The organism is Paenibacillus rhizolycopersici, assembly GCF_014947195.2.
Classification (GTDB): Bacteria; Bacillota; Bacilli; order Paenibacillales; family Paenibacillaceae; genus Fontibacillus; species Fontibacillus rhizolycopersici.
In genome coordinates this window covers 46,024-62,626 of the sequence record NZ_JADCNN020000010.1, presented here as the reverse complement: position 1 = coordinate 62,626, position 16,603 = coordinate 46,024, and the positions used below count along the sequence as shown (strand labels likewise).

Sequence of the window (16,603 nt, the reverse complement as noted above, 5' to 3'; positions counted from 1 at the left end):
GAACAAGCGGACAGCGTCACCCGGCCTGATATATACTAAACCTAACAAGATGACATTAAGGGTACGGAAAAACTGCCGCAAGGAGATATAGAGATGAAGGTTAGCATTTTTGACGTCGCCAAAAAATCCGGGTTGTCCGTGGTCACGGTCTCCCGTGTCCTGAACGGGGCGGAAACCGTGCGGGAGAAGAATCGCCAGAAGGTGCTGGACGCTATGAAGGAGCTGGACTACCGCCCCAATGCGGCCGCCCGCAGCCTCGCCAGCGGAAAGACAGGAATCATCGGCGTGATTGTGACGACGCTGCAGGATTCTTTTTTCGATCAAGTGGTAAAAGAACTAAACGAGGTGCTCGCCCTGCACGGCTATTTTCTGGCGATTTCGGTTACGACCGGGATCGGCAGCGGCGATACCCATTACTTAATCCAGGAAGACCGCGTCGACGGCTTGATCTTGCTCTCTCCGATGGAGGAGGACAATTATATTGTTGAGCTGAAGCGGCGCGGCATTCCTTATGTGCTGATTGATAACCAGAAGCCGGATAATGACAGCTTCTCTGTAACGATCGATAACTTCAAAGGCGGATATATGGCCACGAAGCATCTGCTGGAGCAGGGGCATACGTCCATCGCCCATCTATGCGGCGAGGAGATGTTCCGCAGCACCCGGGAGCGGCGCAGCGGATTTTTGCAGGCGCTTTCGGAGCAGGGGCTTGAACCGTTCGAGATCGTGACCGGCGAATTTGAAATCGCCTTCGGCTACGACACGTGCAAGCGTTGGATCGCTGCGAATCGCCTCCCCTCCGCTGTTTTCGCCGGGGATGACAATATCGCGCTTGGCGTGATGAACGCCTTGATGGAGGCCGGTATCTCCGTACCGGGTCAGGTGATGGTCGTGGGGTACGACGACCAATACATCGCGTCCCAGCTCCGGCCGCAGCTCACCACCGTCCGGCAACCAGCGGACCAGATCGCGCTGGCAGCAGCCGACATGCTGCTGAAGCGCATTGATGGGCGCATGAAGCGAGGCGCCGGCCAGCGGATCGATCCGGAGCTGATCCTCCGCGAAACTACTGTCCGTAAGGAGTGACGACGATTGGCTTATTACTTGGGGATCGACGGGGGCGGCACCAAAACCTATGCCCTGTTGACCGATGAGCACGGACGCGTGCTTGGCAAAGGCCGCAGCGGGAACGGCAACCATCAGACAGGCGCCGCTGAGGCGGCGGCCAGCATCCGGGACGCCGCGCTGACGGCTTTGGGCGAAGCCGGACTCCGCATGGAGGACCTGCGGCACGCCTATTTGGGGCTTGCCGGAGCCGACCGTGAGGCGGACTACCGGATTCTCCACCCGATGGTACGGAATATCGGGTTCACGAACTATACGATCAACTGCGATACGATGATCGGATTGCGCGCGGGCACGAACCGCCCGTACGGCATCGCCCTGATCTGCGGCACCGGCACAAACGCGGCCGGTCGCAACCCTCAGGGCGAGCATGTTCAATGCGGCGGCTTCGACTATATGTATGGCGATTTTGGCGGCGGCGGCGCGCTGAATATCGAGGTGTTCCGCTCCGTCATCCGCGCTTGGGACGGACGGGAGCAGGCGACGGTGCTGACCGGACTACTGCTGGAGATGCTGGGGTACACGCGCGTGGACGACATGTTCAACGATTTCCTGGATCATGGGAAGCATGTCCCCGTGGACGCGGCGCGGCTGTTGTTCCCGGCGGCGGCCGAGGGCGATGCGGTCGCGCTGGAGATCCTGCACCGCCAGGGAGCCGAGCTGGGCAAATCGGCCGTGGCGGTGATCCGCAGGCTGGGGATGAAGGACGACGGGTTTGACGTCGTCCTGGCCGGCAGCCTGCTGACGCGCGGCGACCGCGGCTGGATCCGCGGGCCGATCGAGCAAGCCGTGCGGGCGGAAGCGCCGCAGGCCTCCGTCGTGACGCTGGCCACGGAGCCAGTCGTCGGCGCCGTCTGGTCGGCGATGGAAGAGGACGGCCTAACCGTCTCCGGCGAAGTGCATGAGCGAATGGCCGCATACCGTGATTTTGACGCCATTATTTTAAATGACAAGATAAAGGAGTGACCCCTCTTGGCACCAACAAAGCAAGGTTTAAAGATCGCCGTCATCGGCGGCGGATCTTCGTATACGCCCGAGCTGGTCGAGGGCTTTATTAAGCACCACCAGGAGCTGCCGGTGCGGGAGCTGTGGCTGGTCGACATTGAGCCGGGCCTGCGCAAGCTGAATATCGTTGGAAGCTTAGCCAAACGGATGGTTGAGCAAGCTGGCGTACCCATCGAAGTTCATCTGACGACGGATCGCCGGGCAGCCATTTCGGGCGCAGACTTCGTCAGCACACAGATGCGTGTCGGCATGCTGGATGCCCGGGCCCGCGACGAGTCGATCCCGCCGAAATACGGCGTCATCGGCCAGGAGACGACCGGCCCCGGCGGCATGCTGAAGGCGCTGCGCACGATCCCCGTGCTGCTGGAGATCTGCCGCGACATCGAGGAGCTGGCGCCGGACGCCTGGCTGCTCAATTTCACCAACCCGGCGGGTATGGTGACCGAAGCCATTCTCAAGTATTCCAAGGTGAAGAGCATCGGGCTCTGCAATGCGCCGATCGGCTTGATCAAGCAGGTGTCCAGCAAATACGGTGTAACCGCGGATCGGGTGTATGCCGAATTCGTTGGGCTGAACCATTTGCATTGGGTATCGCGGATCGATGTGAACGGCGAAGACAAGCTGGACGAAATGCTGGCGGACACGGCCGGGTATAGTGCCAAGAACGTCCCTGCCCGCGAATGGAACCCGGATTTCCTCCGTTCCCTGCGTGCCCTGCCCTCTTACTATCTGAAGTACTTCTACATGACCGACGCGATGCTCGAAGAGCAGCTGGAGTCCCTGAATCAGGGGCAAAACCGTGCCGAAGTCGTGAAGCGGGTCGAAGAAGAGCTTTTCGAGCTATACAGCGATCCTGAGCTGAAGGAGAAGCCGAAGCAGTTGGAGCAGCGCGGCGGTGCGTATTACTCGGAAGCGGCGGTGAACCTGATGCGTTCGCTTTATAACGGGACCAACGACATCCAGACGCTGAACGTAGCCAACAACGGCATCCTGGACTTCTTGCCGGACGACGCCAGCATTGAGGTCAATTGCGTCGTTACGAAGACCGGCCCGCTTCCGCTCCCGCTGACGACTATCCCGCCCATGGCCAAGGGCTTGATCCATGCGGTCAAAACCTACGAGCAGCTCGCCATCGACGCCGCCGTCACCGGCAGCCGCGACCTTGCTTTGCAGGCGCTGGCGCATCACCCGCTGGTCCCATCAGTCGAAGTCGCCATTAAGCTGCTGGACGAGATGCTGGAGGCGAACAAGGAGTACCTGCCGAATTTCTTCCCGCAGTAAACCTCATCGTATCGTAACCTAAGAACTCCCCTCCCGTTGTTTATGGGAGGGGAGTTTCTGTTTGTTGCACAAAATGCAACATTTCCGCGATCTGACTCATTTCTGAGGACGGAGCTACTCTCGAGTGTTCCCTTCGGATTTAACTGAGCCAAACCTGCATCTAACTTACAATCCATTCCGCTCACCACATGCACAGAGCTTCAGATCCCATTCGGCCCCTTCCGCCCCATTTGTATCCCTCCTGTGATCCTCGCTGTCATAGCCCCTACGGCTGCTTCCATCCGGAGAGCTGCACGACGCTTTGAACGGCTGCATTCAGCCCTTTAACGCCGTATGCCCGCCGCTAAACATCCTCTGCTCCCGCCGGTAGCTTTGCGGCGAGACCGCCTTGGACTTCTTGAATACGCGGCCGAAGTGGGTCACGCTTTGGTAGCCGACGCGATACGCGATATCGGTCACGGGCAGCTCCGTCTCGCCCAGCAGCGTACAGGCTTCCTCGATGCGGACACGGTTGATATAGGCGACCAGCGTTAGCCCCGTGACCCGGGGGAAAATATGACTCAGGTAATAGGGACTGAGGTGGAAACGGCCGGCCAGCTCGCCGAGGCTTAGATTCTCTTCGTAATGCGCATTGATGTAGCGGGCGACTTCTGAGATTTCCCGGTAAGGGCGCTTCCCGCCTCCCTCTTCCCCATCGTGGGTTGGCCGTCCCTGCGCCATGCGGAGCAGGTTGAGCAGCAGTTCGGCCAGCAGCAGGCGGCCATACTCCTCATACCCGCTCGCCTGCTGCTTCTGCTCCGTCAGCATACGGGCCAATAGCGGCTGCACGAGATGTTGCTCTTCGGTGCTTAAACGCAGAACCGGATACCGTTCGAAGAGCTGCTCCAGCTCTTCCTCCCTTCCGGGAAGCAACATACTCACCGCCTCTGTGCGGAAGTTCACCAGCAACCGCTCATGGGATTGCGACAGCTTCCCGGACGGGGAAGTTTTATGCAGCACGTTGACCGGGATCAGCACGAGGTCGCCCGCGCAAATGCGGTAGATTTGATCCTTGATGAAATAACACCGTTCTCCGGACACGAGATAATAAATTTCCCACGCATCGTGAAAATGCTCCCCCTCCATCGAGAACCGTCCCGGCTGCTTCGCCGCCTCAATGAACAGCATCCGGCGAATCGGCGCCAACTGCCCCTCCATCGTCAAATCGCTAACCCCCTCGTTTAATTAACAGCAAAAAATGTAGACTAACAGCTCAAATTAACAAAATTCGTGCGGTAACTTTTCTATTATTGCTCTATGTTTATTGTAACATCATTCAAGGGGAGTGAACGAGATATGCAAGAAGCAACAACGGTCAAAAACTTGAAAATTGCCTATATTGGCGGCGGCTCGCGCGGCTGGGCGTGGGGACTGATGAGCGACTTGGCTTTGGAACCGGCGCTTTCGGGGCATGTGGCCTTATACGATATCGACTTAGCAGCGGCGCAAGCGAATGAAGTGATTGGTAACCGCTTGCAAAATCATCCTGATGCGGTAGGACGTTGGCGTTGCGAGGCGGTACCGACACTGCCGGAAGCGCTGAAGGGCGCCGACTTTGTGATCATCTCCATCCTTCCCGGCACGTTCGAGGAAATGCGCTCGGATGTACATACGCCGGAAGCTTACGGCGTCTATCAATCCGTTGGCGACACCGTCGGCCCGGGCGGCGCGATTCGCGCGATGCGTAGCATCCCGATGTACGTGGAGATCGCCGAAGCGATCCGCGACCATGCGCCAAACGCTTGGGTCATCAACTACACGAACCCGATGAGCGTGCTGACCCGCACCTTGTACAAGGTCTTTCCGGGCATCAAAGCCTTCGGCTGCTGCCATGAGGTCTTCGGCACGCAAGAGCTGCTCGCCGAGATGCTGCAGGAGATGGAGGGGCTGACCGATGTCCGCCGCCAAGATATCGAAGTGAACGTGCTGGGGATCAATCATTTCACCTGGCTGGACCGGGCTTCCTATCGCGGTACCGACCTGTTCCCGATCTACCGGGCTTTCGCAGAGAAGTATGCTGAAGAAGGCTTTAGTGCCCATGGTCAAAAAGACCACTGGATGAACAACAGCTTTACCTCGGCGAACCGCATCCATTTCGACCTGTTCCGCCGCTTCGGCCTGATTGCCGCCGCCGGTGACCGCCATTTGGCCGAATTCATGCCGAACACATGGTATCTGCGAGGCCCCGAGCACGTGAAGCAGTGGAAATTCGGTCTGACGACCGTGGCCTGGCGGATCGACAATCTGCAGAAGCTGCGCGAGCGCAGCCGCCGGCTTGTTGCCGGCGAGGAGTCGTTCTCGCTCAAATCCAGCGGCGAGGAAGGGATTGCCATGTTGCGCAGCTTAACCGGCGCTAGCGCCCCGATGATCACCAACGTCAATCTGCCGAACCGCGGCCAGATGACCTCACTGCCGCTGAACGCCGTCGTCGAGACGAACGCCGTGTTTGGCGCGGACAGCGTCCAGCCCGTGCTGGCGGGCAGCCTGCCGGAGGACATCAACAATCTCGTCACCCGTCATGTCTACAACCAGGAGGCCATCCTCAAGGCGGCTATCAACAAAGACCGCGATCTGGCCTACCGCGCGTTCCTGAACGACCCGCTGCTTTCCGGCCTCACGCCGAACCAAGCGGAGGAGCTGTTCACGACGATGCTGAATAACACCAAGGCGTATTTGCCGGGGTGGGAGCTATAGCAAAAAATACCGCCCGGGGATGGCGAACCCCGGGCGGTACATGCTTGTCTGAGTCTATAAATGTATGCGAAAAACCGAATACATTTTACCGTTTATGCCGTTTTCGACGGAATGTATTCGAATTTTCATACACATTCTCGTCCCAGAAGGTCAATCGGCCAGAATCTATATGAAATATCGTATACAATTTCAAATTTGGTTCCATCCGCAGCACATTGTATTCGAAAAATCATATATAATTCAACGAATGAGTCCACATATACACGCTAGCCCAACCTAGGCGGGTTCCAAAACATCAAACGGCCCCCTCCCGCCGCCACCTACCGCTCGCTCAACACATCCCACGGCGTGGGCCGGTCGTAATACGTTTCGCAAAGCTTGAACTCGCTGTCCCGGAAGAAGCAGCCGCGGTCTTCCATGGAGCCGCGAACGGACATCTTGGCCAAGTCGAGCATATTGTGTTCGCGGCTAAGGTGAGCCAGATACGTCCGCTTCAGGCGGCCGTTCAAGATCTCGCTCATCAACTCGCCGGTTGCATCGTTGGACAAGTGTCCCAGGTCGCCGAGAATGCGGCGTTTGATGTTCCACGGGTAACGTCCCATCCGCAGCATCTCGATATCGTGATTCGCCTCGAGCACCAACACGTCAGCGTCGCAGATCGCTTCCTTCACCTTGTCGCTGGCGTAGCCGAGGTCGGTACATACGCTCAGCTTCTCTTTGCCATCGTAAAAATTGTAGCCCACCGGCTCGGCGGCATCATGCGAGATGGCAAACGACTCCACGCGGAGCGAGCCGAAATCGCGAGTATCCCCGGTACCCAAGATGCAGCGCTGGTCGTCCGCGAGGTTCCCGATTGCTTTTTCCATAGCGGCCCACGTCTTCTCGTTTGCATAGATCGGCAGATTGTATTTTCGCGCCACCGCGCCTAGGCCCTTGATATGGTCCGAATGCTCATGCGTAACCAGAATTCCCGTCAGTTCCTGCCCGGTCACCCCGCGCTCCATCATCAGCTCATCGATGCGTTTGGCACTAAAGCCGGCATCGACCATCAGCGTGACTTCCCCGTTCGCAACTAACGTTGCATTGCCCGTCGAACCACTCGACAGCACCGAAAATCGTATCCCCATAATCTCCCATTACTCCTTCGTTTTCTCTGTGTTCGGACTGATGACATCGCCGCTGATGCCTTGCACGTAATACTCCTTGCCGCTCTCCAGCATAAACCTCCATGCCGGCGCGGCCGGCAGATGGGCATCCGAATCGAACACCTCGCCGTAATAGCCCAACTCCACTTCCGTAACGACCGAGCCTTCCGGAAGGAAGTTCTCGATCAGGTTCCCTAGCGCTTTCGAGGCGGACAGCACGCGTTGCGGCTTCTCCTCCTCCGGATAGGTGATCTCAATCGCCCGGCGCTGGTACGAAATGATCTTCTGATTGCTATTGAACAGTTTTAGCTCAATTTTGAAAAGCGGCCATTTCCCGTCGACCATCGGATGCAACACAAACACGTCTGAACTGCTCGCCACTTCGTCATATCGATAATCGCTGATGTCCGGCAAGCTCGCCTTCAGTGCAGCCGCCAAATCCCTCGGCGTAAAAATCAGCCTGCTATCAACCGGCACCGACAGGTCGGTCAGTTTACCGCTTTGCGAATCGTCCACGAACCGGTAGGCGATCTTCGGCAGCTCCGGCGTTTCCATCGGAATCTTGGCAAGCACACGAATGTTCTTCTCGTCCATCGCTTGCTGCGTATTATTCTCCAGGGCGGTGATATCCAGGTTGGAGTCGGCCTGCTCGCGCAGATCGTTCCACAGCTGATAACCCAGCACCAGATTCAACAGCAAAAAGGCGTAAATCAATACGTTTTTCGCCCGACCCCAATCCATGGTTCGTCCCCCTTTCGTATAGATTCGATTCTCTCATACCGTACCGAAACGTGACGTAACGGACCGTAGTGACGTTAATGGTGTATTTCCCGTCGATATCCCAGCCTAACGGACTCCAGTGACCCTATTCGCACTCTATCGAAACAAATTGGGCTCGACCCAGCCGAATAACGTCTCCTGGGTCCGTTAGCACGAAGATCCCCCAAACTTTGGCCCAATAGCGCCTCCTGAGTCCGTTAAAAAGTAACGTTTGACGTGGAAGAGGCTACGAAATGACTAAGTTACTCGTTTGCATTTGCAGCATCATTTGCAGCATCATTCCCATTAGCACCCGCACCAGCGTTACCACCAGCATCAACGCCAACATCCCCGCCTACGCCGGCACCCTCATTCACACCCGCTTCGGTCTTCTCCACCGCGCCCAAGCTGAGTACCCGGGTCGCGCCATTGCTGAGCTCGACGACCCAAGTTGGCTTCAGCAGCAGGCCCTTTTCAGTGAGCGACGGCAAGTACGCCGGGTACAACCCGGCGATGCCAGCCTCCGCCCGAAGCGCTGCAATTTGCTCACGAAGCGCCTTGCCGCCCGGCAAGGAGACAACTTTCTTCTCCCAGTTGCCGCCGGAGCCGTAAATCAGCGAACGCTCATATCCGGCGATCGTACCTTGGCGCATCTCGAGCGTGATCGCCCCATAATGGAACGTCGGCAAGTCGATGATCGGGAATGCGCCAAACTGCCCAGTCCCGTAATACTGTTGGAACACGACCCGTTGCTGGTTTTCCTCGATGCCTTCGCTCGTCTGCTCTAACCGGTACTTCCCATTCCAGCCGCCGTGCTGGTTAACGAAGTCAATCGCCGACAGCACGTTTTTGCTCGGGCTGTTCTCGCCTGCCGAGGGAGCGGCCGGATCGGTGTAATTGATCCAGTTCCGGTTTTGTTTGACTTGAAGGCTGCGTTTACTGTCTGTGTAAATCTCGGAGCCGTCTTTTTCCCGGATATAGCGGGTGATGCTCGGATCAAAGAACAAACTCTGCATCTGCTCTGTGGTATATAACCCAATGTTCAAGCCGGTTTCCACCAGATCGATCGGCTCCTCAGGAACGTAGTAGCCGTCCGTCAACGTATATGGCACCCAGTCCTTGCCGAAATCGACCTGCTGCTGGACGTCCTGCACCGTCAAGTCGGCTTTGGTCGCTTCGTACACGACGTCACCCCGAGAGCTAAAGAAAAAGACGCGCACCTGGTCATCGGTTCCCGTGTTGAAGATCAGCAGCCGGTTGACGTTCTCCGCGTCAAACAGCGGGTCCGGCGCTATCTGCATGACCTTCTGCAGGAGCTGCACTGGCACGCCTCCGCCAAATTCCAGCTCCACGCCGATATCTTTGCTGCGAATGTCCGACCACTGGATATTGTCGATGTCATACCGCTGGAAACCTTCGAACTGACGGCCCTTCAGCCGGTTGTAAATCAGATTGTAAAACGTCGAATCCGGGTAAAACACGGTGTGCCGCTCCTCGCCCATATGTACGGCAATTTGCGCCGGAAAGAGCATCACATCGGCCTCCTGGGTCGTCCCCATATTCTCCGTACGGATGTAGTCGCTCTCCGATTTGACCACCGGATTGCTGCCCGGCAATTGATAGATCAGGAAATAACTCTGTACCAGGCTGCACGCGACCAGCAAGGCCAGCGCCAGCGATTTGACCCTTTCCTTCATCGCGCTTCGCCTCCTTGCTTCTCTGCCGGCAGCGTAAAGGTCACCTTGGTGCCTTTGCCGAATTCCGATTGCAGAGATATGGTTCCGCCGTGGGCGCGCACAATTTCCCGGGCAATGGACAATCCCAAGCCCGTCCCGCCCATATTCCGAGAACGCGCCTTATCGACGCGATAAAACCGTTCAAATATCCGGTCCAGGTCCTTCTTCGGAATCCCGATCCCGGTATCCTGTACCGAAATCGCCAACTGGCGATCATCGGTCAAGTGTGCTTCCAGTGTGATAGTGCCGCCTTCCGGCGTGTACTTCATCGCATTGGAGATCAGGTTGTCCAGCACCTGGTCGATCTGGTCACGGTCGATCCAAGCCGTATCCACGTCACTGGCGATAAACAGCGTTGGCTTGATCCCTTTCTCCTGCATCTGAAAAGAAAACCGATCCGCCACATCCTCCAGCATCTCCATCACGTTCGTCGGCTGCTTACGAAGTTCGGCCTCTTGGGAATCGAAGCGAGACAGGTGCAGCAGGTCGGTGACGAGGCGGATCATCCGCTCGGTCTGATTCTGAATCACAGACACGAACCGCGGCCCAAGCTCCGAATCCTCCATTGCGCCGTCCTCCAGCGCTTCCGTATAGCTCTTGATCGTTGTCAGCGGCGTCCGCAACTCATGCGACACGTTGGCCACGAACTCCCGCCGCGAGGCCTCCAGCTTCTCCTGCTCGGTAACGTCCTGAAGCACGGCGATCGTGCCGATGATCCCGATTTCCCGCCGATGAATCGGCGTAAACGTCACCCGAATGAGGAAAACATCGCCGTCCGGCCCAGTATTTTCGAGAATCGTTGAGTGCATCGTCCCTTGCTCCAGCACATCCCGTTCCTCTTCCGGCAGGTTCATCAGCGACATGATATCGGCCCGGTCGAGCGCCGTATCCGGTGTCCCCAGCATCTCGCTCGCACGCCGGTTCATCAAGATGACCCGTCCGGTCTCGTCAGTCGCGATCACTCCGTCGCTCATGTTCGTGAGGATCGAGGCGAGCTTCTCCTTCTCTTCCTCGTTCTGCGCCAGCGCATCGCGAAGTCGGCTGGTCATATAGTTAAATGCCTTACTGAGCTGCCCGATCTCATCGTTGCCAAGCACGGGCATTTTCTGGTGGAACTCCCCTTCGGCCACCGCCGTGGCACGCCGGGTCAGCTCCTTAATCGGCGAGGTGATCGTATGCGCTAAGATGACGCCAAGCACCGCCGTCAGCCCCAGCGCCAGCAAGATCCCGGAAATAAATATATTATTAATCCGCTCCATCGTACTGTACAGCTCGCTCATCGACGCCGCGATGTAGATCGCGCCGACGATTTTTCCACTGCTGACCACCGGCTTGGCGACGACCTTCTTCCGGACGTTATCCTCATCGATGATATATTCCTCGTTGTCGCGGATGCCTTGCAGGGCCCGGCTCACGACCGTCTGCGTGTTCTTCGTGCCCACGTAATCGGCGTGGGACGGCTTGGACGTCGTCAACACCTTGCCGCTCGCATCAAGCACCTGAATTTCAGCCCCGCCGATGTTAAACAGGTTGTTCACCAGCACGCGCAAATTCTCCATCGATTCTTCCGCCGACTCTCCAGTCACGCCCAGGTTTTGCGCCGCCAGCACAGAGAGCAGCTCCGCCCGCTCCTGCAGCTCCTTCGTGAAGTTGCTGGTCAGCGAGGTCTTCATCGCGCTCACGAAATACACCCCGATCAACTGCATTGCGATCAGGATGAGGAGCACGTAGATGATGATCAGTTTGGCCTGGATGGTGCGAAAAAAAGAGGGCAGATTCATTCTAGAGTCCACCCGCCTTGGAGCTACGCATCATGTACCCCAATCCCCGCCGCGTCAAAATGTATTCCGGCTTGCTCGGATCCTTCTCGATCTTCTCGCGCAGCCGGCGAATCGTCACGTCCACCGTACGAACATCGCCAAAATACTCGAAGCCCCATACCGCCTGCAGCAGGTGTTCACGCGTCATCACTTTCCCGGCGTTCTTAACCAGGTAATGCACGAGCTCGAACTCCCGGTGCGTCAGGTCCAGCGGTTCGCCGTTCTTATGGACCGTGTACATGTCCGTATCGATGAACAGCTCAAATAAGCTGATGCCTTGCTTTGTCTCCTCCGCACCTTCGGTCGCCGCCGCCTTCTGCTGACGGCGCATCTGCGCCTTCACCCGAGCCAACAGTTCCCGCGTACTGAACGGCTTCGTGACGTAGTCGTCGGCGCCCAGTTCCAGCCCCAGCACCTTGTCGATCTCCCCGTCCTTGGCCGTCAGCATGATGATCGGCGTTTCGAGCTTCGCCCGCACCTCCCGGCACACGTCCATCCCGTCCTTGCCGGGCAACATCAAATCGAGCAGGATCAGATCCGGTTGCTCGGAGAACGCGAGTCGAGTGGCCTCAATCCCGTCGAAGGCGAGAACGACCTCGTAACCCTCTTTTTCCAAATTAAATTTCAAAATATCCGCAATGGGTTTCTCGTCATCCACGACCAGAATTTTTCCTTGCATGACTTCGTTCACCCCAACTTTCAGCCATGGGCTTTTGCTCCCTCTATCTTACCATATCTGACGCCGCATCAGCTATCCGCCGATCCGGTAACGATTGACAGCACCTATTTCGGGGTAAATAAGGGTTGAGGCAAAAAAAACCCGCCTCCCTCACGGGTTGCGGGACTGATCTTATATCTTATAGATACTTCATCGGGTTCTGAATGCTGCCGTTCTTATGAATCTCGAAATGAAGATGCGTGCCGGTTGAGCGCCCGGTGTTGCCCATGACGCCGATCTTGTCGCCCTTCTCGACGACTTGCCCTTTCTTCACGCTGATCTTGCTTAAATGGCCATACAGCGTCTCATACCCGTTCTTGTGATCGATGATGATGCAGTTGCCGTAGCCCGTCTTCGTCCCGACAAAAGAGACCACCCCGTCATCGGCGGCGAGGATATTGCGTTTCGAGGACACGAGGTCAACGCCTTTATGCGTCCGCCCCCAGCGCTCGCCATAGCTGCTTGTCATCTTGGCGCTGGATACCGGCCAGGCAAACTGCCCGGAACCTTCGCCCAGCACGACCTTCGTGCCGCGCACGACGATCTTCGGCGACGATTTCTTGGTGACCTCCTGGCCTAACCATTCTTCACCCACGACCATGCCGTTTTCCTTCGTGATCCGATACTCCATCGTTTTCAGGCCGCTGCTCCCCGGCGAGACGACCTTGGTCTCTCCAGATCGCATGCTGGCGTTCGTCTTGACGACCACCTGCGGTTCGGTGATGATCTCTTCCGTCACATGCTCCACGGTGCGAACCGTCAGCGCCGGTTGGACCGCCTTCACATTCAGCAACGTTCCAATCTGCAGCGTCAGCTCTTCAATCCCGGGATTGTTTGCGAACAACTCCTTCTGAGACACATCAAAACGGGCCGCAATCGACGAGATCGAGTCCCCTTCCTGTACCTCATATTGAATGGCTTCCTCGTCTCCCTGAAGAATCTTACGTACAGCCTCCTCAGGGCTCAGTACCTTGTTCGGATCTGATTTGATCTCACCCTGCGCCACCTCTTCGGCGATTTCCACCGTTTCCAGCGTCGTGTTGGATGCCTTTGTTTTGGCCCCCGCCGTCGCGCTGCCTCCGGTGCGTTTTACTTTCGCTGCCAGCGTGCTGGCTGCCACATCCGGTGCATATTGCGTTTTGACCCGGTCCAGCACTTCCCGTGCCGCCTCCTGATCCTTCACGACAGCAATCACTTTGCCGTCCACCTTCAGCTCAACGCCTTTGGCATAGCCGGTCAACATCCCGTACAGCTCATTGAGTGTCGAATCCGCATCGACTTCCGCTTTGTAGGCCTGCTCCGGTTTGGTGGTAATGTCCTCGGTATTCACCGCCATCTCCACTTCCGGGTACTTCTGTTTATATTCTTGCTCTTTGCGTTTAATCAGAGCCTGTAATTGCGATTCGCTCGCGATCGTGCCAATTTCCTTCCCGCCGACATAAACCCGGTAATAAGCTACCGTATTGGCTTTGACATATTGCTGCCCTGCCAAATAAACCGTACCGGCGATCAATACCACCGCTGCCCCTGCCAGGGCGACCTTGCGGGATTTAAGAAGATGGGGCCATTTCCGCCCATACTCTGCTTCGGATATCTCTGAATCGTTTTCCGGGCGGCTGTGTTGCTCCTGCGTTCGAGAGTTTTCTCCGCGCCACAGCTGCCAACGTTTTCCCGTAAAACCTTTCATACCGATCTCCTTTATTCATCGACTCGATTCGACTTAAAATGGTTTCAAAATTTTAACCTTTTACCGCTATTGTTAACTTTAACACAGCCCAGCAAGGGATTTCAACCTTGGGCCAAAATGCAAACAACCCGCTTAACGAAGCGGGTTCTCGCGAATTTGGCGGCATCTCGGCCGGTTTTTTTAATTTACAATCCTGTGAATGTTAACGCTGACATTCCCTGTAGACAGGGGGTTTGGCGTTACTTTTTTAACAATTCCATGACCTTGGCATATTCCGTCTTGTCCAGATGTTTAGATAGCATTTGCTCGATGTTCATCATCTCCGTCTCGGTCAGTCCGCCCTCTAAAGCGACGGTTAAAATTTGCATCTCCTCCTGCGGCAGCTTCTTCATGAGGATCGCAAAAATCTCCTCCTTCTGCTTATCGGGCAGTTCCTCCTTCTTAGCGACGAGATCATCCGGCGTCACCACGACTTGCTGGTCCTCGCCTAAGGCATCACCGGCACTCATTCCGCCCATGACCGGCAAAGCGTCCTCCGGCGCATTCCCATTCGGATCTGTTTCGTTGGCATCCTTGCCCGTACTCCCGGACGGGGGATTCCCGCTAGTCTCCGACGTCTTACCACTGGGAGTCCCGTTCTTCTCTCCACCACCGCCGGACGGATCTGACGAATTGTCCCCGGTCTTGTTCGAGTCGGCGTCGGCGACGGAGCTACTGTCGACTTTGTCTGCGTTATCCCCTGGATCGGTTTCCCCCTCTACCTGACCGGTATGGTCTGAATCCTTACCGAACCCCAACATCCCCTTCATGATCCCACCAAAACCAGGAGCCTGTCCGGTGACCGGCAGGTTATAACTGCTCATAAGCGATTGGATGTACGAATTGACGATATATCCCGTCGTGGCAACGGTCAGTAGACTGACCGCTACAATCGTTACGCATAATTTCAAGATCCATCCGAGCCATTTCATTGTTTTATCCTCCTACTGCCTAAGAATCTAGTCTCTCAACCTTCAGTATGGACGGAGAAACCCGATTTCAACCTTGGTTTAGTAGGCAAAACTAGAAAAAGAAGCCGTCGACAGCGCGATGTTTCCATCCTCTATCGGCGGCTCCTATAGGTTCATAGTCTAAGGTTTGCTTATTCGTAGATCGGCAGCACTTGATTCGTTTGGCTGCGGTTGCGGCCGACCGAGAAAATCGCGATCGGTACACCAGTCAACTCGGATACGCGATTGACGTAATTGCGGGTGGTCTCAGGGAGATCCTCCAGCGTTTTCGCCCCGGAAATGTCCTCCGACCAGCCCGGCATTTCTTCGTATACCGCTTCGCATTCGGCAAGCATTTTCAGACTAGCCGGGTAGTGCGTGATAATCTCGCCGCGGTATTTATACCCGGTGCAGATCTTCACGGTTTTCAGCCCAGTCAGCACGTCCAGCGAGTTCAGGGACAACCCGGTCAACCCGCTGACACGGCGCGTATGGCGGACAACGACGCTGTCGAACCAGCCAACCCGGCGCGGACGCCCGGTCACGGTCCCGTACTCGTGGCCGGTTTCGCGGATCATGTGGCCAACTTCGTCGAACAGCTCCGTCGGGAACGGGCCGTCGCCGACACGAGTTGTGTACGCCTTAGCCACGCCGATAATCTGGTGGATTTTCGTCGGACCCACGCCGCTGCCATTGCAGACTCCGCCTGCCGATGGATTGGACGAGGTCACGAATGGATACGTCCCTTGGTCGATGTCGAGCATGACGCCTTGCGCGCCTTCAAACAATACCTTCTCGCCCGCATCAATTGCTTCGTTCAATATCACCGACGTATCGGCTACGTACGGACGAATGATTTCTGCGTATTCCAGGTACTGCTTCAGCACTTCCTCCACGTCCAGAGGCTGGCCGCCATAGACGGTCTCGATCAGATGATTCTTCTCCTTCATTGCATGGCGCAGCTTCGCCTCGAACTCCTCTGCATCCATCAAATCGGCAATCCGAATCCCGCTGCGGGAGGCCTTATCCATATAAGCCGGGCCGATCCCTTTCTTGGTTGTTCCAATCTTGTTCTCGCCCTTGCGTTCTTCCTCCAAAGCATCCAGGACCAAATGATATGGCAGAATCACGTGGGCCCGGTCGCTGATGACCAAATTCTTCGCGCTGAACCCGTTCTCTTCCACGTAATTGATCTCCTCGATCAATGCCGCCGGATTGATGACGACCCCGTTTCCAATAACACAACGTTTATTTTGATTGAAGATGCCTGACGGAATCAAGGTGAGTTTGTACTTCTTGCCGTCGATAAGAATGGTGTGACCGGCGTTGTTACCGCCTTGATAACGGGCCACCACATCGGCGCTATCCGCCAAGAAATCCGTGATTTTACCTTTACCTTCGTCTCCCCATTGCGTTCCCACAACGACTACCGTTGACATGTACATTCCCCCGCCCGGTGCGTCAAGCACCTATATTTGAACATTGCAAAAGACAGCCTTTCGATTGCTGATGCTTCCTGCAAACCTTAGGCCGATGCGACATTACACCTGTTGTACGCGCTAAAAAACGTTCCGCTGCCGTCAAACCGAAGTTGATCTATCGCTT

The 16,603-nt window shown here is 56.4% G+C and carries 13 protein-coding genes; 4 read left to right on the top strand and 9 right to left on the bottom strand.

The genetic code is table 11. The features are described from left to right. Positions 1–93 precede the first annotated feature (93 nt). Genes IM700_RS12645 through IM700_RS12635 form a run of 3 tightly spaced genes read left to right on the top strand, consistent with a single transcriptional unit; the run spans position 94 to position 3,411 of the window. Positions 94–1,086, top strand: coding sequence for a LacI family DNA-binding transcriptional regulator (locus tag IM700_RS12645; protein ID WP_155604559.1), 993 nt, complete (start codon positions 94–96; stop codon positions 1,084–1,086). 6 nt (positions 1,087–1,092) lie between these two features. Next, entirely contained in the window at positions 1,093–2,091 is a 999-nt protein-coding gene (locus tag IM700_RS12640) for an N-acetylglucosamine kinase (RefSeq protein ID WP_193417585.1), read from the top strand. Between the two features lie 6 nt (positions 2,092–2,097). Continuing rightward, entirely contained in the window at positions 2,098–3,411 is a 1,314-nt protein-coding gene (locus tag IM700_RS12635; RefSeq protein ID WP_193417587.1) for a 6-phospho-beta-glucosidase, read from the top strand. A 315-nt stretch (positions 3,412–3,726) separates the two neighbouring features. On the opposite strand, the gene IM700_RS12630 is transcribed toward IM700_RS12635, so the two are convergent. Next, positions 3,727–4,608 carry an AraC family transcriptional regulator gene (locus tag IM700_RS12630; protein ID WP_239483878.1) on the bottom strand — a complete coding sequence of 294 codons (882 nt, stop codon included), beginning with the start codon at positions 4,606–4,608 and terminating at the stop codon, positions 3,727–3,729. Between the two features lie 138 nt (positions 4,609–4,746). Here IM700_RS12630 and IM700_RS12625 point away from each other — a divergent pair, with 138 nt between their 5' ends. Next, positions 4,747–6,144, top strand: coding sequence for a family 4 glycosyl hydrolase (locus IM700_RS12625; protein ID WP_193417591.1), 1,398 nt, complete (start codon positions 4,747–4,749; stop codon positions 6,142–6,144). A 320-nt stretch (positions 6,145–6,464) separates the two neighbouring features. On the opposite strand, the gene IM700_RS12620 is transcribed toward IM700_RS12625, so the two are convergent. From IM700_RS12620 to IM700_RS12585, 8 genes are all read right to left on the bottom strand, one after another. Further along, complete coding sequence (locus IM700_RS12620) at positions 6,465–7,271, bottom strand: MBL fold metallo-hydrolase (protein ID WP_155604554.1); 807 nt, start codon at positions 7,269–7,271, stop codon at positions 6,465–6,467. A 9-nt stretch (positions 7,272–7,280) separates the two neighbouring features. Next, a complete protein-coding gene (gene yycI, locus IM700_RS12615) occupies positions 7,281–8,030 on the bottom strand; it encodes a two-component system regulatory protein YycI (protein WP_193417593.1) in 750 nt (249 codons plus the stop codon). A gap of 281 nt (positions 8,031–8,311) precedes the next feature. Continuing rightward, complete coding sequence (locus IM700_RS12610) at positions 8,312–9,745, bottom strand: YycH family regulatory protein (RefSeq protein ID WP_239483862.1); 1,434 nt, start codon at positions 9,743–9,745, stop codon at positions 8,312–8,314. Further along, positions 9,742–11,490: a cell wall metabolism sensor histidine kinase WalK gene (walK, locus tag IM700_RS12605; protein ID WP_418888782.1), complete on the bottom strand. Its 1,749-nt coding sequence runs from the start codon at positions 11,488–11,490 to the stop codon at positions 9,742–9,744. Before walK ends, IM700_RS12610 begins: the two co-directional genes overlap by 4 nt. A 76-nt stretch (positions 11,491–11,566) precedes the next feature. Beyond that, the gene (gene yycF, locus IM700_RS12600) at positions 11,567–12,283 is read right to left on the bottom strand and encodes a response regulator YycF (protein WP_155604551.1); all 717 of its coding nucleotides are present in this window, start codon (positions 12,281–12,283) and stop codon (positions 11,567–11,569) included. 178 nt (positions 12,284–12,461) lie between these two features. Beyond that, positions 12,462–14,009: a M23 family metallopeptidase gene (locus IM700_RS12595; protein WP_193417595.1), complete on the bottom strand. Its 1,548-nt coding sequence runs from the start codon at positions 14,007–14,009 to the stop codon at positions 12,462–12,464. 239 nt (positions 14,010–14,248) lie between these two features. Next, positions 14,249–14,980 (bottom strand): hypothetical protein, encoded by a 732-nt coding sequence (locus tag IM700_RS12590; RefSeq protein ID WP_193417597.1) that lies wholly within the window; start codon positions 14,978–14,980, stop codon positions 14,249–14,251. A gap of 170 nt (positions 14,981–15,150) precedes the next feature. After that, entirely contained in the window at positions 15,151–16,437 is a 1,287-nt protein-coding gene (locus IM700_RS12585) for an adenylosuccinate synthase (RefSeq protein WP_155604548.1), read from the bottom strand. Positions 16,438–16,603 lie beyond the last annotated feature (166 nt).

Coding starts and splice junctions, on each gene's coding strand:
- IM700_RS12645 (WP_155604559.1), top strand. CDS start 94: ATGAAGGTTAGCATTTTTGACGTCGCCAAAAAATCCGGGTTGTCCGTG.
- IM700_RS12620 (WP_155604554.1), bottom strand. CDS start 7,271: ATGGGGATACGATTTTCGGTGCTGTCGAGTGGTTCGACGGGCAATGCA.
- yycI (WP_193417593.1), bottom strand. CDS start 8,030: ATGGATTGGGGTCGGGCGAAAAACGTATTGATTTACGCCTTTTTGCTG.
- IM700_RS12595 (WP_193417595.1), bottom strand. CDS start 14,009: ATGAAAGGTTTTACGGGAAAACGTTGGCAGCTGTGGCGCGGAGAAAAC.
- IM700_RS12585 (WP_155604548.1), bottom strand. CDS start 16,437: ATGTCAACGGTAGTCGTTGTGGGAACGCAATGGGGAGACGAAGGTAAA.
- yycF (WP_155604551.1), bottom strand. CDS start 12,283: ATGCAAGGAAAAATTCTGGTCGTGGATGACGAGAAACCCATTGCGGAT.
- IM700_RS12625 (WP_193417591.1), top strand. CDS start 4,747: ATGCAAGAAGCAACAACGGTCAAAAACTTGAAAATTGCCTATATTGGC.
- IM700_RS12590 (WP_193417597.1), bottom strand. CDS start 14,980: ATGAAATGGCTCGGATGGATCTTGAAATTATGCGTAACGATTGTAGCG.
- walK (WP_418888782.1), bottom strand. CDS start 11,490: ATGCAGTTGATCGGGGTGTATTTCGTGAGCGCGATGAAGACCTCGCTG.
- IM700_RS12630 (WP_239483878.1), bottom strand. CDS start 4,608: ATGGAGGGGCAGTTGGCGCCGATTCGCCGGATGCTGTTCATTGAGGCG.
- IM700_RS12610 (WP_239483862.1), bottom strand. CDS start 9,745: ATGAAGGAAAGGGTCAAATCGCTGGCGCTGGCCTTGCTGGTCGCGTGC.